Below are 20373 nucleotides of genomic sequence, written 5' to 3' on the forward strand. Positions count from 1 at the left end.
ATACTTTGGTATAAAAAAAGTGTGTTACTGTATTGTAATTATTGTAACACACTTTTTCATCTCTTTATTTTATTTTCCTGTTACTGTAACTGCTTCCTCTTCGTCTTCTATCCAGTTCATTCTTCCATAACGAAGTGCAATTCCATGAATTTCCTTCTGAAGTTTTACAGACAACTGATTCTTTCTAATTCTCCATTTCCAGTTTGTTCCGACTGTCGATGGGGTATTCATACGGTATCTGTTATCCAGTCCCAGATAATCCTGCATCGGGATCACACATAATTTTGCTGCGCTTCTCATGACCAGACTGATCAGTGACTTATAAAGCTCCTTTTCCGGTGTATACGCATCGCACAGATATTCTCTGGTAAGTTTCTGCTCTTCTTTGCTGATGCTTCCCCACCAGCCAACCAATGTCTCGTTATCGTGTGTACCTGTGTATGCCACACTGTTTTCCGGATAGTTGTGCGGAAGATAGTCATTTGCACATCCGGAATCTCTGGAGTCAAATGCGAATTCCAGAACTTTCATTCCCGGGAATCCACTGTCTCTTACCAGGTCACGTACTGTATCGGTCACATATCCAAGATCTTCTGCGATAACCGGTTTCTCTCCCAGTGCTTCTCTTACTCTCCAGAATAATTCAATACCAGGTCCTTTTTCCCAATGTCCGTCAACTGCTGTCTCTGCTCCGTATGGAATAGAAAAATACTCATCAAATCCACGGAAATGATCGATTCTTACCACATCATACAGACGGAACACATAAGACAGACGAGATAACCACCACTGATAACCGGTTTCTCTGTGATATCCCCAGCGGTACAGAGGATTTCCCCATAACTGTCCTGTTGCGGAGAATCCATCCGGCGGGCATCCTGCTACTGCTACCGGTACATTTTCCTCATCTAACTGGAAAAGTTCCGGATGCGCCCATGTGTCCGCACTATCCATCGCAACATAGATCGGAATATCTCCGATGATCTGGATGCCTTTTTTGTTGGCGTAAGCTTTTAATTTCATCCACTGCTCGTAGAACTTGAACTGCATATACTGCTGGAATTCGATGTCAAAATACAGTTCCTCGCGGTAATAATCCATTGCCGGTCCCCAGCGGAGCTTAATATCGTCAGCCCACTGTTTCCACTCTACGCCGCCAAATCTGTCCTTTACTGCCATGAACAGGGCATAATCTGATAACCACCAGCTGTTTTCTTCTACGAATTTCTGATATCCTGTATTCTCCTGAACCTTACTTCTTTCGTATGCCTTACGAAGAAGTGGATACCGTCCTTCGTATATCTTTTTATAATCAATACTCCCTTTTACTCTTCCCCAGTCTACTGCATCACATTCTTTTTTTGTCAGGACGCCTTCCTCGATCAGTGTATCCAGATCGATAAAGTACGGATTTCCTGCAAATGTTGAGAATGACTGATATGGTGAATCTCCATAGCTTGTCGGTCCAAGTGGCAGGATCTGCCAGTAACTCTGTCCTGCTTTTTTTAACCAGTCTACAAATTCATATGCACTTTTTGAAAAACAGCCAATTCCATACTCTGATGGGAGACTGCTGATTGGCATTAAGATGCCTGCTGCTCGATTGCTCATTCTATGTTCCCCTTCTACTATTCTTCTGTCTTGTTCCGCAGTTTTTGCGGACCTTTTACTATACGGTTATCTCAACTCCATAATGATCTGATACCACCGGATAATGATCCCCATTGCAGATTACCTTAGAACTTTTGACGCATTCCGGCTTATTAACGAAAATGTAATCCAGTCTCTTTTCGTTTTTGTATACCCCGCTTCTTTTATCTTCCTTGCGCCATCCGTCAATTTCTTCTGCCACTGTAATTCCAGAGTCTTTTTCATCTGCTAAAAGATAAGTATCCTTCCATCCGGCATTCCGGATCAGATCGTAACCTTCGCCTCTTACATCTGCCTGACTGTTAAAATCACCCATCAGCCATATGCTGCCTTCCTGATACATGGAATCGTCAAATGTGTGACTCATGCATTTCCACTGATCTGTAAATGGCTCTTCTTCGTCATTCCACCATCCCATATGTACAGTGAAAAACCAGTCTTTACATCCTTCCACCTGGATTCCAAGCGTCTTTCTTGTCTTCCAGTTTTCATAGTCATCACCTTTGCTGATCAGGAATTCCTGCGCTCTCTTGATTGGTTTCTTTGAAAGTAATGCCATTCCTTCGTCATATTTTCCATATCCGATCTTGGCACTGGTCCAGGTCCAGTAGTAATAGACGTTTCTTTTTCTCAGTTCTTCTACTACGTATCTTGCATGATTATCCTGTCTCACCGGACGGTTAAAAGTTCCGCAGCGGATATAACCATCCAGCATGATATCCGGAATCTCATTTTCCCGAATTGTCTGATTGACTTCCTGTAATGCTATGATGTCCGGCTGTTCTTTTTCCAGCATCTCTATGAACTTTTCTGTCTTTTTTGCATAGTCCGGTTCTTCCAGACTATGCGTATTTAATGTTAATAATTTCATTTACATGCTCCTAAAGAATATTATTCGTTATTGTTTACACAATATATGAACAGTAACTATTATTTCTTTCTTACAGAATATCATTGATGTCTGACTTTAATACGTCTGCCTTTGGCCCGTATACTGCCTGGATTCCTTCATCTTTTTTAAGCAGTCCTAACGCACCTTCTTTTTTCCATGCTTCGAGTTCTGCGACTTTTTCCACATCTTTTACTGTTACACGAAGTCTGGTCATGCAGGCATCTACCAGAACGATGTTCTCACGCCCGCCAAGGAGGGCTATGATTCTCTCTGCCTGGCTGTTGCTGCCTTTTCCTTCTGAAGATCCGGACGTGCTTTCTGCCTCTTCTGCATTATCATCCATGTAGTTACCAAGTCTTCCCGGTGTTGCAAACTGGAACTTACCGATCATAAAGTATGCTACGAAATATCCAATTACAAAGAATGCCACACAGCAGATTACGAAGTTGATCACATCTCCTGCAAGTCCTGCTTTGATACTCATCGGAATTCTTGTGATAAATTCAAGGTTACCAAAGGAATGTACTCTTAAGTGAATAATTCCTGACATTGCAAATGCACATCCCTGAAGTACTGCGTATACGATATATAATGGCAGTGCACAGAACATGAACATGAATTCCAGCGGCTCTGTAACTCCTGTTAAGAATACAGCCAGTACAGTAGAGAAGAACATGGATTTGTATTTTGCCTTTTTGTCCTGGTCTACTCTTCTGTACATTGCAAGAGCAACACCAAGTAACAGTCCGGTTGCCCCGATCATCTGTCCGACTTTGAAACGTGCCGGTGTAACGGTTGTTAACAGATGCTGGTATGCACTCATATTTCCTGCATCTTTGTAGTTGATCAGATCAGTTACCCATGCAAGCCATAACGGATCCTGTCCGAATACCTGTTTTCCTGCATTGATTCCGGTTGCAATTGTATAAGTACCTCCGAATGAAGTGTAGTTCATCGGAATTGTCAGCATATGATGCAGTCCGAACGGAAGCAGCAGACGCTCTAATGTACCGTAGATAAATGGTGCAAGGATCGGTGATGTAGAGGATGAATTGGCAATCCATACACCGAATGCATTGATTCCGGACTGTACAACCGGCCATACTACGGAAAGAATCAGGGAAATGATCACTGACCATGCGATACATACCATTGGTACGAAACGTTTTCCATTGAAAAATGCAAGCGCATCCGGAAGTTTTCTGTAGTTATAATATTTATTATAGATGACTCCACCGGCAAAACCTGAGATGATACCGACGAATACACCCATATTCAGCGCCGGCACTCCAAGAACCGATGTGAAATATCCATTTACAAGAATCTCTTGTCCAAATAATGTATGTGTGACTGCAGATGCATCATTTAACATTTCTGAAGTTACCCCAAAGATCGAACCGGTAATCTGGTTGATCAGGATAAATGTAATAACTGCCGCAAATGCTCCACCGGCTCTTTCTTTTGCCCAGGAACCACCGATTGCTACTGCAAATAAGATGTGCAGGTTATTGATCACGGCCCATCCGATGTTCTCCATTGTGCTTCCGATTGTCATTATAAGTGACAGGTCTCCGCCTGCCATCTGAACCAGCTTACCAAGACTGATCATCAGACCTGCTGCCGGCATAACTGCGATAACCGTCATCAGAACTTTTCCAAGCTTCTGAAGGAAATCAAAATTAAAGTTGAATTTCTTTTTCTTTCCCGCCTGCGCATCGTTTTCTGTAGCTGCAGTCTTCGTTTCCTCTGTCTTTGTTGTTTCTTCTGTGTTGTTTTCTTTACTACTTTCTTCCTCAGCCACCAGTGTTAACACTGCTGACTCTCCGGCTTTTACTTCACCTTCTGTGTACTGAAGTTCTTTTCCTTCAGTATCTGAGCAAAGAAGTACCGGCGTGACCGGATTGATCTTTTTCTCTTCCAGATACTTAAGATCCACTTCTGCAACCAGATCTCCGGCTTTTACCTTATCTCCTGGTTTTACATATACTTTAAAACACTCCCCGTTTAATGACACTGTCTCCAGTCCGACATGAACTAATATTTCCAGTCCGTCCTCTGATGTAAATCCATATGCATGACCGGTTTCTGCCACTGTTGAAATCTCTCCATTTACCGGACTTACAATCTTACCCTCTGCTGGAATAATTGCTGCTCCGTCTCCCAGAACCTTATCTGCAAATACCGGATCTGGAACTTCACTTAAAGCTACTGCTTTTCCTGTTACCGGCGCAAGAATTATATCTGGAACCTTATTACTCTCATTCTCTTTCATAACGAAACCTCCTCATGTTTTCCGTTTTGCATTTATTTATGCAACCGTTTGCATTAATTATATTCATCTTTTGCACGATTTGCAATTCATTTTTCCAGATACTTTTCGATTCTACTTTTTACACAATTTTACCATCATGTTTTTATGCACTTTTCCCACAACGTCTACTATCTATACGCTAATCTCATCTTTTTTCATTCTTTACATAAGCAAACTCCACTGACTGGAACGTGCCTTAAAACTCATTCAAACTTTTACTGCATCCATGGATGTTGCTTTACAATCCAAAATTTCCATATCTGTATACCTTTCTTCTCACAGCACAATTCATGCACATGTTTGCGCAACAAACCATGCAAACAGATTGCAATTTTCTTTTTTTTGCAGTAAAATAAATACCATCATATAAAAATACCGGATGTACTGACAGAAATATTCTCTACCTGGTACATCTTATAATAACGGAGGCTATTGATATGGCAGTAACGATCAAGGATGTGGCTGCGCTGGCAGGTGTATCTCCTTCCACCGTATCCAGAACCTGTAAGAATAACGCTTCGATCAGCGAAGAGACAAAAGAACGTGTAAGAAAAGCGATGCTGGAACTTGGCTATGAACCGAATTTCCAGGCAAGTAATCTGGCTTCCCAGAACTCGCGTACAATCGGTATCATCCTTCCGGCTTCTGCAAAAGAGGTCTACGAAAACTCTTTTTATCTAGAGGCCATCCAGGGCATCAGCCATTATTGTAATGGCAGACAATATATGACAACGATTGTAACTGGACAGGACGAAGAAGAGATTCTGGATGCTGTACGCTCCATGTCCAGAAGCGGAAAAGTTGACGGCTTTATTGTGTTATATTCCAGAAAAGACGATCCTGTGATTGATTTTCTTTTTAATGAGGGACTTTTATATATCCTGATTGGAAAAGCAACCAGTTATACGAATCAGACGATCTATATTGATAACGACAATCTTCTGGCCGGCCGGGAAGCAACGGAATATCTGTATCAGCTCGGACACCGTAAGATTGCTTATCTTGGTTCTGACAGCGCCCTGATGTTCTCAGCTGACAGAAAAGCAGGATACCAGCTGGCTCTTACAAGCCATCAGATTCCTGTGCGGCCGGAATATTGTGTAGAAGTGAAGAATGTCTCAGTGAATAATGAAAACGCCATCCACGGACTTCTCATGCAGGAAGACCGCCCGACAGCGATTCTTGTCAGTGATGATATCCTTGCAGTCTCTCTGGAAAGAGTCTGCCTGGAAAATCACCTGTCCATCCCGGAAGACCTGTCCATTATATCCTTCAACAACTCACTCTTTGCAAGACTGACCTCACCACAGCTGACCTCAATTGACATCAACTCCGGACAGCTCGGAAGCGAAGCCGCTTCCCAGATCATCAACCACATCGAGAATCCAAACCTGCTGGCGACAAAAATCATCGTGCCGCACAGGCTGATAGAGAGGGATAGTTGTTGTAATATATGCTAACAAGAGGACGCCCCATCCGAATATATATGAAACGGTGCCGCTCCCTGCGGTCAATGTCACCTTATTCATATATATTCGGATGGGGCTGTTTTTTGATATGCTCTATTGTATATTACAACAATCTATCTGAAAAATTTTCCTTTTTATAAGACACAGAACCCGTGCAAAATATAATACAATAAGGTGACATTGACCGCAGGAAGCGGCACCGTTTGTATTATATTTTGCACGGGTTCGTCCGTCTTACAATATCTTAGACAAAAATTCCTTCAACCGTGGATCTTTCGGATGATCAAAAAATTCATCCGGTTTTGCCTGTTCTTTAATCTGTCCGGCATCTACAAAGATGACTCTTGAGCCAACCTCTTTTGCAAATCCCATCTCATGTGTTACAACTACCATCGTCATTCCTTCTCTGGCAAGCTGTTTCATCAGTTCCAGAACTTCTCCAACCATCTCCGGGTCGAGTGCTGATGTTGGTTCATCGAACAGGATCACGTCCGGATCCATTGCCAGAGAACGTACAATTGCGATTCTCTGCTTCTGTCCACCGGATAACTGGGATGGATAAGAATCTGCCTTCTCAGCAAGTCCTACCCTCTCCAACAGTTCCATTGCCCTTTTATCTGCCTCTTCTTTGCTCTTTCCAAGAAGCTTAATCGGCGCAAGTGTGATATTTTCCTTAATAGTCTTATGTGGGAACAGGTTAAAATGCTGGAATACCATTCCCATCTTCTGACGATGCTTATTAATATCTACAGACTTGTCTGTAATATCTACACCCTCAAAATATATATGTCCTTTATCCGGAACTTCCAGAAGGTTCAATGACCGCAGGAAAGTTGATTTACCGGAACCAGATGGTCCTACGATAACAACCACTTCTCCTTTACGGATCTCTTCATCAATTCCATTTAACGCATGAAAATCCCCATAAATCTTATGCAGACCTTCTACTTTGATCAGTACATCCCCATTATTAGTGGTCACTGTTTCTCAACCTCCTCTCCAGCAGACTTACAAGTTTTGTAAATATCATTACCATTGCCAGGTAGATCAGCGCAACAGCAATCAACGGCATAAATGCATCGTATGTACGGCTTCGAATGATATCTCCACCTTTTGTCAGGTCCTGCAGTGCAATATAACCGGATACAGATGTCTCCTTCAAAAGAGAGATAAACTCGTTACATAATGTCGGCAGAACGTTCTTAAATGCCTGTGGCATAATAATATACATCATTGTCTGCGCATAATTAAATCCAAGGCTTCGTCCTGCTTCAAACTGGCCATTATCAATCGACATAATACCCGAACGGAAAATCTCCGCCACGTACGCTCCTGAGTTGATACCAAATGCGACGATCGCTACCAGTACTTTGCTGATATCTACACTTCCAAATATGATAAAGTAAATGATCATCAGCTGTACAACAACCGGTGTTCCACGGATTACCGTCAGGTACACTTTGCATATTGCGTTCAGTATCTTAAGTTTTCCGGTCTTATCATGTGTCGTACGCACAATTGCAATCAAAAAACCAAGTAACACACCAATCAATACTGCAAATACAGTTACAATCAATGTAACCTTCAATCCATCGGCAATATATCTCCAACGGTTGTCATCTATGAAATTCAGAATAAACGTATCTTTTAATTCCTGCATCTTTTCTTCCCACTTTTCAGATTATTCGTTGTTACTATTCGTTTACGATAATCATCTGTTTTCCTGTGTAATATGAATCAGAAAAATCTACCTGCTGTTTTCTTTCATCTGTTACAGTCATACCAGCTGCACCAAAATCAGCTTTTCCACTGTCTACAGCAGCGATGATTGAATCAAACTCCATATCATTGATTGTCAGTTCCATACCAAGCTTATCTGCAATTGCCTGTGCAAAGTCTGCATCGATACCTACGATCTTGTTATCTTCATAATATTCATATGGCTCGAATGCTGCATTTGTAGCCATTACAAGCTTACCATTAGAACGGTCAACATCTGCTGGTGACTCATATCCTTTATCTTCTGTTCCATCGATATAGTATCCGATGATCTTATCAAATGTTCCATCAGATTTCAGTTCTTTGATTGCTTCATTGAACTTATCTTCTAATTCCGTATTTCCCTTTTTAAAGCACATAGCATAGTCTTCTTCTACGTATGGTGTTTCAAGGATTTTAAGACCTTTATTAGCATCTACAAATGCTTTTGCAGGTTCATTGTCGATAACAACTGCATCAATCTTACCTTTTACCAGTGCCTGAACAGCATCTGCTCCTTTATTAAAACGCTCTACATGATCATCACCAAAATCATCTGAACAGTAGATATCACCTGTTGTACCTGTCTGTACACCGATTTTTGCATCTTTCAGATCATCTGCACTTTCAATTTTTTTGTCTTCTTCTTTTTTAGATCCGCATGCAGCCATAGATACTACACATGCTCCGATCATCATTACGCTGATGAGTTTTTTCATCTTCATAATATTTTCCTCCATCCTTTTGACATAATATGCTCGCTACCCGGAGCCAGGTTCTCCCCGGATACTTATATATTGTATAAAAATACATATATACTTAATATATTATCATGTTTTATCCAAAAAGCAACCCCCAACCTGTACTCCTTTCCCCTTTATGTTACTGTTTCACTGTGCAAAAAAAGAGATTCAGGTATGAATATCTATCTTTAGGCATCCAGAGAACCTTGGCATAAAGTAAAGCCAGACGGTTTTTCTTTTCCAAAACCTGTCTGACTTTATTTTTCTATCTTATATTTATAATTTTATGCCATTGCTGTCTGGATAATTGTCCAGATTACAATAATTCCACCAAGAACAATTCTATAATATCCGAATACCTTGAAGTCATGCTGTTTGATATATCCCATCAGGAACTTAATCGCAACAACCGATAATCCAAAAGATACGATACATCCAAGCATCAGAAGACCAAATTCTGCACCAGTAAAGTGGAATCCGAACTTAATCAGCTTCAGAAGACTGGCTCCGAACATAACAGGAATAGCCAGGAAGAAAGTAAACTCTGCTGCCACTTCTCTTGATACACCAATGATAAGGGCTCCGATAATAGTCGCTCCTGATCTGGATGTACCCGGAATCAATGCCAGCATCTGGAAGAATCCGATCCACAGAAGCATCTGAAGATTCAGCTGGGAGATTCTTGTTACAGAAGGTGTCTTTCCTGCATTATTTTTCTCAATAATGATAAACAGAATACCATATACAATCAGCATAATTGCAACCGGAAGTGGTTTATAAAAAATTTCATTCAGAATGTCATTGAACAGTAATCCAACAATAGCTGCCGGAACTGATGCAATCACTACTTTGAACCACATCTGCCATGTCAACATTTTCTGCTTTTCTGTCTTCGTTGGTGAAAATGGATTCAATTTGTGGAAATATAATACTACAACTGCCATAATTGCACCTAACTGGATTACGACATCAAACATTTCCATAAATGCATCACTCATCCCCGGCTTTAATACATTGCCAACCAGGATCAGATGTCCTGTACTGCTGACTGGAAGCCACTCTGTGATTCCTTCAACAATTCCTAAAATAATAACTTTAATAATATCTAACATTTTGCTTTCCTTTCTTAAACCAGAACATATTTTTCTATGAACCTGGCAACGCCTTCTTCATCATTTGTCAATGTAATATAGTCAGCAGCTTCTTTTACCGATGGGATCGCATTTTCCATTGCAACGCCTACCCCTACTTCTTTTAACATCTTAAGATCATTGTCACCGTCTCCGAATGCCATGATCTCCTCTTTTGGAATGCCAAGTACCTTCCCAAGTTCTATCATGGCCTTTCCTTTATTAACACCGGCAGCATTGATCTCCAGATTCATCGGAAGTGCTCCTGTGATCTCGATTCCGGATATATCCTGGATCTCTGCCCTGGCAGCATCTCTGTCTTCTACAGAAGTAAACAGTGCCTGTATTTTATCTACCGGTCTGTCTTTTTCTTCTTCGAATTTTTCTCTTACGTCATCCACAGCAATTCGTGTAGATGAGATATAATTTGCCATCGCCGGTACTTCCAGATATTTTGAGATATTTTCCAGTGCTTCCCTCGATGCATATCCTACTCCTTCAAAATATATCTCTCTGAAAGAATCATAATGTTCAAATACATCCATCAGTTTTTCTGCAATATCATGTGCAAGCAGCTCCTCCACCATTGGCTTTCCGGTTGTGATATCTATCACTCTGGCTCCATTCGCTGTTACTGCATATTTGATCCCTGGAAATTCCAAAAGTTCCTTTGGTACTCCGGTTAATGGTCTTCCGGTTGATGGCATGACCAGAATTCCCTGATCAATTGCTTTTTTCAGTATTTCTTTTGTATACGGTGCCAGTTCTTTGTTTGATTTTAATAATGTTCCATCCAGATCGACACCAATCATTCTGGTCTTAATGTTCATATGTAACTAATTCCTTCCCTTCCTGTGTAAATAACAACAGATTCTTACTGATCTTATTCTCGCCCTGTTCATATGCCTGTTCCCCATGTGCGATCATCTTATCTACGACTTCCTGATTACCTGCCGGTGCAAATAATACTGTATCTTTTCTTGGAATCATGATTACAAGATCATCCTTTAATTTGTCTGCACATACCTGCCAGATGTGCTTATAGCAGACTGCGCTTGCCTCGTGATGACCATCTGCCACAATACCATACCCGCCATACCATGTGTTGGCAACAACAAATTCAACATCGCGGTTCAGATTCTCACATGCTTTGTGATAAACTTCTATGACATCGCATTCCGGCGGAAGCATATTATCTTTTAGAATCTCATATACATCCTCATCTCTTTTTATTGCAAATACTACATTCAGATCCCCCAAAAATCCGATTACCGGTGCATCTTTTTCGGAAAAATGTTTTCCATTCAGAGCCTGTGTGTCCGAAAGCTCTGCTTTCACCCAAGGATAGATGTGTTCTTTTATATTCTCTAATCTATACTTTTCTTCTTCGTATTTTTTCATATAATTATATTCCTCTCCTATTTAAACATTCCTTTTCTATTTTATACAGAAATCTTTTTTATGGCAACCTTTCTCACTCAGTTTATGTAAAGTTTAAATGTTTTGCGTTACTGTTTTACAGCTATGCCAGCTACTGGTATATCCTGCAAAATTTGCTTTCTCTGGCATTTTGGTGTATAATATTAGAATATTCGCGAGAATGGAAAGGATATGTCTATGATAAGTATGAAAAAGAAACGAGTATTACGATCGGTTTTGGCAACCACCATCTGCACCGTAACAATTGCTTCTGTTAGTACTCCTGTATATTCAGCACCTTCTTCAAAAGAATTAGAAAGTACTACTTCCAATCTAAAAGGGGAATTAAATGATCTGAACAGCCAGCTGGCCACCTTAAGTAAGGAACTGGATGACACTTCAAGTCAGATTGAAGAGTTATCAGCTAAAGTCGAAAAATCCAAGCTGGATCTGGCCTCTGTTCAATTAGATGAAGAAGCTCAGTACGATTCTATGAAAGACCGCATCAAATTCATGTATGAGGGTGGTACCTCATCCCTGCTTCAGATTCTGCTCACTTCCGAAAATATGGGCGATTTTCTGAATAAGGCTGAATATGTTGCAACCATCAGTGACTATGACCGTTCTATGCTTAACCAACTGCAAGATGTCAGAAAAAGCGTAGAAAAAAAACAAGAAGAACTGGAAGAGCAGCAAAGTAAGCTTTCTGGTCTTCAGAAAACACTGACAAGCAAACGCGAAGAATTAAATTCAAAGATTTCTTCTACTTCCGGAGAGCTTGCCAATTATCAGGCTCAGCTGGAACGTGCGAAAGCTGCTGAAGAGGCTTTAAAAATCGCACAAAATAATGCCGTATCTGGTTCTCTCAAGGCCGAAGATAAAAAGACCGAGACAAAAACCGACACTACTGCAACGGCTAGTAACAATAATAACAACAACAATAATAATAACGCGAATAAAACAACTCAACCAGCACAGACAACAACGAATAAAAATACAACAACTACTACAAAACCTAATACAACAACGAACACAACAACAAATACCGGCAATAACAACACATCTTCTACGCCTTCTTCTACTTCGGATGTTGCTCTTTTCGCAGCAATCCTTCAGTGTGAAGCAGGTGGTTATGACGGAATGCTCGCTGTCGCAACCGTTATCATGAACCGTGTTGCAAGTCCTGCTTATCCTAATAACCTGCATGATGTAATCTATCAGTCCGGTCAGTTCGCTCCTACATGGAACGGTTCTCTGAACAAAGTCTTAAAGCAGGGTGCTTCTTCAACCGCATATCAGGTTGCACAGGATGCCCTCGCCGGAGCAAGACATTCTGCAGTAATTAATTGTCTGCAGTTTAGATCTGCTTCTACAGGTGTATCGGGAGTCAATGTTGGTGGAAATGTATTTTTCTAAATTACATATAACAAGTACAATAGCAAGAGAAGCTGCCACCGGCAGCTTCTTACGAATGCACGAAGATAAAAATAAGCCTCAATACGAGGCTTATTTTTATCTCATTCTTTTTGTTTTTATTCATATTCCATGACATCGATCCACTTCATCAGGAAGTCTTTTTCGAGCCGGATATCTTTCTCTAATTCTGCTGCCGCTACAATTGGAAGCCACTGCTCTACATACTGTCTTGCAGTATCACTCTTCTTACAGAATAACTTCAGATAAAGATCTGCGCTTTCCTGATCATGCAATGCAAATAACAAATAAGTCATCGCTGCATCCGCACTTGCATTTCCCTGTGATGCATGTGCCCAGTCAACCACCGTCATCTTACCATTCTTCTCAACAATAACATTACTTGGATTAAAATCTCCATGACATAACTTTGTATGTTTTGGCATGCTCTCCAACCGGGTCAGAAGTTCATATCTTTCCGTTGCATCCAGTGCTTTCAGATTCTTGATTTCGGAAGCAAGTTTATCTTTTAATTTCGGCAATGTCGCTGCTGTTTTACTCTGTACTTTTAACTGCAGATCTACGAAATCGGACATGTATTTCTCCAGATTTGCACGGTCAACCTTCATCATCTCTTCCAGTGTCTTTCCTTCTCTGTTCTCAATGATCAGTGCCCATTCCCCATTAATCTGAGTTACCTCTTTAAGTTTCGGTATATCAAGTCCAGTCTCTTCTACCTTTACAGTATTAAGAGCTTCATTAAATACCGCTGACTTCGGATGATCTGTCGCAAATATCTTAACAATACCTTCTTCTGTCTTATAAACTGATTTATAAGGTCTCTCTACGATTACATTTTTCTTCTCGAGCTTCATACAGATTCCTCCTTTTTTATTGAATCTTTGGCCCATTTCCTTTTCGTTGTCTGTATTATACACCTTATTGTCAGATTTTTAAATGGTTTTTTGTTATTTTTTTGGCTAATTTTTGTGCTGTATATAATTAGTTATTTTTTTAACATTCAAAAAAATCTATTATGATACTCTTGTATACTTTGGTATAGAAAAAGTGTGACAGTTTCCTGCCACACTTTTCCTGTATTTAATACATTATCCAACCTGCAAACAAAAACTCATGGATATATATTATTACCTGTTTTATTTTCCATAGTAGCACTTCAGGTAGATTTCCTTCATCTCACTCATAAGTGGATATCTTGGGTTAGCACCTGTACACTGGTCATTGAATGCCTGCTCTGTCATCTCATCCAATGTATCCAGGAAGTACTTCTCATCTACACCGTAGTCTTTGATTGTCTTCTTGATACCAATTCTTGTCTTCAGTTCTTCCAGTTTAGCGATGAAGTTTTCGAATACTTCTTCATCTGTCTTACCTGTGCATCCTGCGAAACGACCTAATTCAGCGTATCTTGCAAGTGCATGTGGATACTGATACTGTGAGAATGTTCCCATTCTTGTTGGAACTTCTGCTGCATTGTAGCGCATTACATCTGTAAGGATTACAGCGTTAGCAATACCGTGTGGCAGGTGATGGAATGCTCCAAGTTTGTGAGCCATAGAGTGGTTCAGTCCAAGGAATGCATTTGCGAATGCCATACCAGCCATGCAAGAAGCGTTTGCCATCTTCTCTCTTGCGATTGGGTCATTAGCACCATTCTCATATGCTGATGGTAAGTAATCAAATACAGCTTTTACAGCTTTCATAGCAAGACCATCTGTAAAGTCTGTAGCCATGATAGATACATATGCTTCGATCGCATGTGTCATTACGTCGATACCAGATGCGCTTGTCAGTCCCTTAGGAGCTGTCATTGCATTGTCAACGTCTACGATAGCCATGTTAGGCATCAATTCGTAGTCTGTGATAGGCCATTTTACTCCTGTGTCTGCATCTGTGATGATTGCGAAAGGAGTTACCTCAGATCCTGTTCCTGAAGATGTTGGGATTGCTACGAAGTAAGCTTTCTCACCCATCTTAGGGAATGTGTATACTCTCTTACGGATATCCATGAAGTCCATAGCCATATCTTCGAATTTTGCTTCTGGATGCTCATACATTAACCACATGATCTTTCCGGCATCCATTGCTGATCCACCACCAAGAGCGATGATTGTATCTGGCTCAAATGCTCTGATCTGTTCTACACCTCTTCTTGCACACTGCAGAGTTGGGTCTGGAGCTACTTCAAAGAAGCATGTATGCTGGATTCCCATCTGATCTAATTTCTCTTCGATTGGTTTTACATAACCATTCTTATACAGGAAGCTATCTGTTACGATGAATGCTTTCTTTTTGTGCATTACTGTTCCAAGTTCATCTAATGCTACAGGCATGCAGCCTTTCTTAAAGTATACTTTTTCAGGTGTTCTAAACCACAGCATGTTTTCTCTCCTCTCTGCAACTGTCTTGATATTAACCAGGTGTTTTACACCTACGTTCTCAGATACAGAGTTTCCTCCCCAAGAACCACAACCAAGTGTAAGAGATGGAGCAAGACCAAAGTTGTAAAGGTCTCCGATACCACCCTGTGAAGAAGGAGTATTGATCAGGATACGGCATGTCTTCATAGCCTGCTGATGTTTCTCAATCTTCTCTGTCTGTGATGGATGTACATAAAGTGATGATGTATGTCCATATCCACCGTCAGCTACTAACTGTTCTGCTTTTGCAAGAGCCTCATCAAATGTCTTAGCTCTGTACATAGCAAGTACTGGAGATAATTTTTCATGTGCAAATTCTTCTGAAATATCTACAGATTCTACTTCACCGATCAGGATCTTTGTTGCTTTCGGAACATCAACACCTGCTAATTTAGCAATTTCGTAAGCTGATTTTCCAGGAATCTTGTTGTTCAGTGCGCCATTGATGATGATTGTCTTACGAACTTTATCAAGCTCTTCACCTTTCTTAAGGAAGTAGCATCCACGATATGCAAATTCTTTCTTAACTTCATCATAAATGCTGTCAAGTACAGTTACTGACTGCTCAGAAGCACAGATCATACCATTATCAAATGTCTTAGAATGGATGATTGAGTTAACTGCCATCTTGATGTCTGCTGAGTCATCGATGATAACTGGTGTATTACCAGGTCCAACACCAAGTGCCGGTTTTCCTGAAGAGTATGCGGATTTAACCATTCCAGGACCACCTGTTGCAAGGATTTCATCTGCGTCTTTCATAACTGTTGTTGTCAGCTCTAATGAAGGAACGTCGATCCATCCGATGATTCCCTCTGGTGCTCCAGCTTTTACTGCTGCATCAAGAACAACTTTTGCTGCTGCGATTGTACAAGCTTTTGCTGCCGGATGAGGGCTGATGATGATCGCATTTCTTGTTTTTAAACAAATCAATGTTTTGAAGATTGCTGTTGATGTTGGGTTTGTAGTAGGGATAACTGCTGCTACCAGACCAACTGGTTCTGCAATCTTTTTAATTCCGTACGCTTTGTCTTCTTCGATTACGCCACATGTTTTATCATTTTTATATTTGTTATAAATGTACTCTGCTGCGTAGTGGTTTTTAATGATCTTATCTTCTACGAGTCCACGTCCTGTTTCCTCTACTGCCATTTTAGCAAGTGGGATACGCATCTTGTTTGCTGCCATTGCAGCCTCAAAAAAGATCTTGTCTACCTGTTCCTGTGTAAAGGTAGCAAATACTTTCTGAGCTTCTCTCATTGCTTTCATTTTTGCTTCGAGAGCTTCTACATTGTCAATAATCTCTGGTACTACATTCTCTTTTTTCTTTGTCGCCATGTTGATTATCCTCCTGTGAGTTTTTGTTTGTTTTTCGATGGTTTTAGTATACTCGCTCGTTATTTTTTTGTCAATACTGTTTTTGATATTTTTTTCACATATTTGATAATTCTTTAACAGTCCGTTAGTTATCCAATCGGAGAAGCCGCCACAGACAACTTCTCCTTTATATTCACTCTCTAAAAACCTTCCAGTCTGTGTTCTGTATGTAACAGCATGTGTGATTTTGGTGAATTAGGTTTTACAAAATATTCCTGATATAATCTCTGAATATCCTGATTTTCATGAGAAAATCTGCGTTTTGCATTCTTATCCAGGCTATAAAGCTTCTTACCTCTTTCGTATGCAAGCTCTCTGCCATCATGAATCGGCTGTCCGCCGCCTCCTACGCATCCTCCCGGGCACGCCATAACTTCAACGAAATCATAATGCACTTCACCTTTATTGATTCGATCCAGAAGTGCTCTTGCATTTCCCAGCCCACTGACAGCAGCTGTTCTCACAGTTACATTGTCGATCTGGAAGTCTGCTTCCTGAATTCCCTGATTCTCATTGAATCCTGTACTTCTTACAGCTTTGAATGCATCCTCCGGTGGATTCTCACTCTTGAGAAGATAATATGCAGTACGAAGCGCTGCCTCCATAACACCTCCTGTTGCTCCAAATATTACTCCTGCACCTGTTCCATCCTGCATCGGCCTGTCACTCTCAATATCCGTCAGCATATCCGGACTGATATGAGCAGATCTGATCATCTTTGCAAGTTCTCTTGTCGTAATAACTGCATCGATATCATTACCTGCATATTCCTGATAGAACAGTTCCATCTCTCTTTCACCTTTTTTCGCTACACATGGCATCACAGATACTGTATAGATTTTTTCCGGTGATACTCCCAACTTCTCTGCAAAGTAGGTTTTCATCACTGCTCCGAACATCTGCTGCGGTGATTTTGCTGTAGAAAGTTGTCTCACCAGATGTGGATACTGTGATTTGATAAATCTAAGCCATCCCGGACAACACGAAGTAAACATTGGACGCTCTTTTAATTCCCCTGCAGTAAATCTGTGCAAAAATTCCGTTCCTTCTTCCATGATTGTCAGATCGGCTGAAAATGTTGTGTCGAATGTATAATCGACTCCCATTCTCTTCAAAGCATCAAGGATCTTTCCGACGGTTGCTTCTTCATCAGAAAGTCCGAATTCTTCACCCCATGCTGCTCTTACAGCCGGAGCAACCTGTGCAACTACGATCTTTTCCGGATCTGCAATTGCATCCCATACATCTTCTGTATCATCTCTTACTCTTAAAGCACCTACCGGGCAATGTGTAATACATTGTCCACATAATGTACATGCTGCTTCTTCAATTGTTCTGTGTCCAGCCACATTGATCGTTGTTCTTGATCCAGTTCCCTCTACATCCCATATGCCGAGTCCCTGTACTTTGTCACATACCTGGACACAACGCATACATTTGATACATTTGGACGAATCTCTGATCAGCGGGAATTCTTTGTTCCATGGCTGTCTTTCTATCTCCATCTTAAATGGAATCTCTATAATATTCAGATCATTTGCTACCTTCTGCAGACTACAATTACCACTTCTTGAGCAGGTTACGCATTCGCAGTCGTGCTGTGAAAGTATCAGTTCTACTGTTGTTCTTCTGTGTTTTCTTACTTTTGGGCTGTTCGTATGGATAACCATACCTTCTTTTGCCACATTGTTGCAGGATGTGATAAGTTTATCTTTTCCTTCCAGTTCTACCACACAGACACGACAGGCTGCTATCTCATTGATTCCCTTCAGATAACATAACTTTGGAATCGGTATCCCGTTCTGGGCTGCAGCTTCCATGATTGTGGTATTCTCTTCTACCGATATCTGCTTTCCGTCTATTGTAAGATTTACCATAATGTCTCTCTGCCTCCCTTAAATATACCGTATCCGAAATGATCGCAGCGCAGACATCTGCTTGCTTCCTGCTTTGCTTCTTTTTCTGTCATACAGTTTTCTACTGCTTCAAAATCACATACTCGTTCGCATGCTTCTCTTTCTGTCAGATTCACTCTGCCGCAAGGTGTACGGTCATCCAGATGTGCTTCCGGAATCTCTACATCACAGGAAATTTCATGATGATATCCAAGATATTCATCAATGTTCGCTGCTACAACCTTAGCTGCTGCAATTGCTTTGATTACCGATGCCGGTCCACTTGCACAGTCTCCTCCTGCAAATACACCAGGTAAATTCTCGAACGCACCTGTACTCTTTGTGACGATCTTTCCACGTTCTACCGGAATACCTGCCTGTTCAAAGTGATGTGTCTCAATATTCTGACCGATTGCAACGATCAGTACATCACATGGTATATAAATATCTTCTTCTCCCGTTGGTTTGATACTTGCTCTTCCATCACGGATAGAACTTACCATCTGTGGAGTCACATAGATTCCTTTTACATGATGGTTCTCATCTACATCAATGGATGCCGGTGCTTTTAAAGTCTGTAATTCGATACCTTCTGCTACCGCACCTTCGATTTCTCCCGGAAGTGCTGTCATATCCGCTACACGACGTCTGTAAACGATGCTTACTTTCTTAGCACCAAGACGTTTTGCCGTACGTACCGCATCCATCGATACGTTACCACCACCGATAACAGCAACTTCTTTTCCTGTCAGATCCATGATCTGGTTCTTTCCTACATTTCTAAGGAACTGAACAGCTGACAGAATACCGTCTGCATCTTCATTCTCCAGACCTAATTTTTTATCTGTGCTGGCACCGATTGTAATCAGTACTACATCATACTGCTGTCTTAATTCCTGAATCGTGATATCCTGACCGATCTTAAGTCCATTTTTCACCTGGACTCCTGTTTTCAGGATTGCACGGATATCATCATCCAGACGTTCCTTTGGAAGACGGTAGTTCGGAATTCCATAACGAAGCATTCCTCCAAGTTCCGGAAGCATCTCATATACGGTTGTCTGATGTCCCATCAACTGCAGATAATATGCTGCACTGAGTCCTCCAGGTCCACCTCCAAGAATGGCAATCTTTTTACCTGTGCTTGGTGCACACTGAGGTGGATCTACTTCACCGGCAAAATCTGCTGCTACACGTTTTAATCCTCTGATATTGATAGAATCATCTACCATATTTCTACGGCATCTTGCCTCACATGGATGTTCACAGATGAATCCACATGTTGTCGGGAATGGATTATCTTTTCTAAGCAGACGTATTGCATCTGCATATCTTCCTTCTCCTACCAGTGCTACATATCCCGGAATATCTACATGTGCCGGACATAATGATACACAAGGTACCGGCTGATTATATGTACAGGTACATCTTCCGTTCTGAATATGTTCAACGTAGTCATCGCGGTAACCGATCAGTCCCTTATATACCATATTTGCAGCTTCGTATCCGATTGCACAATCTGCCGATTCCATAATCGAAAGGGCTGTCTGCTCCATAATATCCAGTGTCTGCATGGTTGCTTTTCCATCCAGTACTTCACGGATAAAATTATTCAGCTGTCCAAGTCCGATACGGCATGGAACACATTTTCCACATGTCTGCGCATGACAAAGCTCCAGAAAAGCTCTCGCCATATCTACCGGACATAATCCCGGTGGACTTGATTCTATTCTTCTTTCCAGATCCTTATAAAGACCTTCCATTACGATCTTTGCTCTTTTTGGAGAGGCTATCTCAAGTCTGCTCATTCTTTATTCCTACCTTCCACTTTACAATTTTTCAACTTTTAATTCAAAAATTTTCAATTATCAGATT

General features: G+C 41.0%; 15 protein-coding genes. 2 read left to right on the forward strand and 13 right to left on the reverse strand.

Annotated elements, in window-relative coordinates; genetic code table 11:
• Positions 1-69: 69 nt before the first annotated feature.
• From malQ to ACWJAF_RS10185, 3 genes are all read right to left on the reverse strand, one after another.
• Complete coding sequence (gene malQ, locus ACWJAF_RS10175; protein ID WP_448863656.1) at positions 70-1611, reverse strand: 4-alpha-glucanotransferase; 1542 nt, start codon at positions 1609-1611, stop codon at positions 70-72.
• Between the two features lie 58 nt (positions 1612-1669).
• Positions 1670-2521 (reverse strand): endonuclease/exonuclease/phosphatase family protein, encoded by an 852-nt coding sequence (locus ACWJAF_RS10180; RefSeq protein ID WP_448863658.1) that lies wholly within the window; start codon positions 2519-2521, stop codon positions 1670-1672.
• Between the two features lie 70 nt (positions 2522-2591).
• Positions 2592-4814 (reverse strand): PTS transporter subunit IIBC, encoded by a 2223-nt coding sequence (locus ACWJAF_RS10185; RefSeq protein ID WP_448863660.1) that lies wholly within the window; start codon positions 4812-4814, stop codon positions 2592-2594.
• Positions 4815-5290: 476 nt separating this feature from the next.
• Here ACWJAF_RS10185 and ACWJAF_RS10190 point away from each other — a divergent pair, with 476 nt between their 5' ends.
• Positions 5291-6313, forward strand: a complete 1023-nt coding sequence (locus ACWJAF_RS10190) for a LacI family DNA-binding transcriptional regulator (RefSeq protein WP_448863662.1) — start codon at positions 5291-5293, stop codon at positions 6311-6313.
• 243 nt (positions 6314-6556) lie between these two features.
• On the opposite strand, the gene ACWJAF_RS10195 is transcribed toward ACWJAF_RS10190, so the two are convergent.
• The 6 genes from ACWJAF_RS10195 to ACWJAF_RS10220 all read right to left on the reverse strand — a co-directional run bounded on the left by ACWJAF_RS10195 (position 6557) and on the right by ACWJAF_RS10220 (position 11354).
• Positions 6557-7303 carry an amino acid ABC transporter ATP-binding protein gene (locus ACWJAF_RS10195; protein WP_448863664.1) on the reverse strand — a complete coding sequence of 249 codons (747 nt, stop codon included), beginning with the start codon at positions 7301-7303 and terminating at the stop codon, positions 6557-6559.
• Positions 7293-7982 (reverse strand): amino acid ABC transporter permease, encoded by a 690-nt coding sequence (locus tag ACWJAF_RS10200; RefSeq protein ID WP_296030870.1) that lies wholly within the window; start codon positions 7980-7982, stop codon positions 7293-7295. The genes ACWJAF_RS10195 and ACWJAF_RS10200 overlap by 11 nt, the downstream gene beginning before the upstream one ends.
• Positions 7983-8016: 34 nt before the next feature.
• Positions 8017-8805, reverse strand: a complete 789-nt coding sequence (locus ACWJAF_RS10205) for a transporter substrate-binding domain-containing protein (RefSeq protein WP_448863667.1) — start codon at positions 8803-8805, stop codon at positions 8017-8019.
• 302 nt (positions 8806-9107) lie between these two features.
• Positions 9108-9935, reverse strand: coding sequence for an undecaprenyl-diphosphate phosphatase (locus ACWJAF_RS10210; protein WP_448863669.1), 828 nt, complete (start codon positions 9933-9935; stop codon positions 9108-9110).
• A 14-nt stretch (positions 9936-9949) separates the two neighbouring features.
• On the reverse strand, positions 9950-10783 hold the full coding sequence (locus ACWJAF_RS10215) for a Cof-type HAD-IIB family hydrolase (RefSeq protein ID WP_448863671.1): 834 nt from the start codon (positions 10781-10783) through the stop codon (positions 9950-9952).
• Positions 10773-11354 carry a hypothetical protein gene (locus ACWJAF_RS10220; protein WP_448863673.1) on the reverse strand — a complete coding sequence of 194 codons (582 nt, stop codon included), beginning with the start codon at positions 11352-11354 and terminating at the stop codon, positions 10773-10775. The genes ACWJAF_RS10215 and ACWJAF_RS10220 overlap by 11 nt, the downstream gene beginning before the upstream one ends.
• A 225-nt stretch (positions 11355-11579) precedes the next feature.
• Between ACWJAF_RS10220 and ACWJAF_RS10225 the strand changes: the two genes are divergently transcribed.
• Complete coding sequence (locus tag ACWJAF_RS10225; protein ID WP_448863674.1) at positions 11580-12788, forward strand: cell wall hydrolase; 1209 nt, start codon at positions 11580-11582, stop codon at positions 12786-12788.
• A gap of 116 nt (positions 12789-12904) precedes the next feature.
• Here the strand turns inward: ACWJAF_RS10225 and ACWJAF_RS10230 are convergent, their stop codons facing one another.
• From ACWJAF_RS10230 to ACWJAF_RS10245, 4 genes are all read right to left on the reverse strand, one after another.
• A complete protein-coding gene (locus ACWJAF_RS10230) occupies positions 12905-13660 on the reverse strand; it encodes a phosphotransferase family protein (RefSeq protein ID WP_296093828.1) in 756 nt (251 codons plus the stop codon).
• A 282-nt stretch (positions 13661-13942) separates the two neighbouring features.
• Entirely contained in the window at positions 13943-16570 is a 2628-nt protein-coding gene (gene adhE / locus ACWJAF_RS10235) for a bifunctional acetaldehyde-CoA/alcohol dehydrogenase (protein ID WP_296030912.1), read from the reverse strand.
• Positions 16571-16743: 173 nt separating this feature from the next.
• Positions 16744-18480: a [FeFe] hydrogenase, group A gene (locus tag ACWJAF_RS10240; protein ID WP_448863677.1), complete on the reverse strand. Its 1737-nt coding sequence runs from the start codon at positions 18478-18480 to the stop codon at positions 16744-16746.
• Positions 18474-20306 (reverse strand): NAD(P)-binding protein, encoded by a 1833-nt coding sequence (locus tag ACWJAF_RS10245; RefSeq protein WP_296030854.1) that lies wholly within the window; start codon positions 20304-20306, stop codon positions 18474-18476. The genes ACWJAF_RS10240 and ACWJAF_RS10245 overlap by 7 nt, the downstream gene beginning before the upstream one ends.
• Positions 20307-20373: the final 67 nt, after the last annotated feature.

Source organism: Dorea sp., assembly GCF_977044405.1.

Bases quoted from the DNA above. Each gene is read 5' to 3' on its own strand.
- ACWJAF_RS10215 (WP_448863671.1), bottom strand. From the start codon at position 10,783: ATGAACATTAAGACCAGAATGATTGGTGTCGATCTGGATGGAACATTA.
- ACWJAF_RS10220 (WP_448863673.1), bottom strand. From the start codon at position 11,354: ATGAAAAAATACGAAGAAGAAAAGTATAGATTAGAGAATATAAAAGAA.
- ACWJAF_RS10230 (WP_296093828.1), bottom strand. From the start codon at position 13,660: ATGAAGCTCGAGAAGAAAAATGTAATCGTAGAGAGACCTTATAAATCA.
- ACWJAF_RS10205 (WP_448863667.1), bottom strand. From the start codon at position 8,805: ATGAAGATGAAAAAACTCATCAGCGTAATGATGATCGGAGCATGTGTA.
- ACWJAF_RS10225 (WP_448863674.1), top strand. From the start codon at position 11,580: ATGAAAAAGAAACGAGTATTACGATCGGTTTTGGCAACCACCATCTGC.
- malQ (WP_448863656.1), bottom strand. From the start codon at position 1,611: ATGAGCAATCGAGCAGCAGGCATCTTAATGCCAATCAGCAGTCTCCCA.
- ACWJAF_RS10240 (WP_448863677.1), bottom strand. From the start codon at position 18,480: ATGGTAAATCTTACAATAGACGGAAAGCAGATATCGGTAGAAGAGAAT.
- ACWJAF_RS10245 (WP_296030854.1), bottom strand. From the start codon at position 20,306: ATGAGCAGACTTGAGATAGCCTCTCCAAAAAGAGCAAAGATCGTAATG.
- ACWJAF_RS10190 (WP_448863662.1), top strand. From the start codon at position 5,291: ATGGCAGTAACGATCAAGGATGTGGCTGCGCTGGCAGGTGTATCTCCT.
- ACWJAF_RS10180 (WP_448863658.1), bottom strand. From the start codon at position 2,521: ATGAAATTATTAACATTAAATACGCATAGTCTGGAAGAACCGGACTAT.
- ACWJAF_RS10200 (WP_296030870.1), bottom strand. From the start codon at position 7,982: ATGCAGGAATTAAAAGATACGTTTATTCTGAATTTCATAGATGACAAC.
- ACWJAF_RS10210 (WP_448863669.1), bottom strand. From the start codon at position 9,935: ATGTTAGATATTATTAAAGTTATTATTTTAGGAATTGTTGAAGGAATC.
- ACWJAF_RS10185 (WP_448863660.1), bottom strand. From the start codon at position 4,814: ATGAAAGAGAATGAGAGTAATAAGGTTCCAGATATAATTCTTGCGCCG.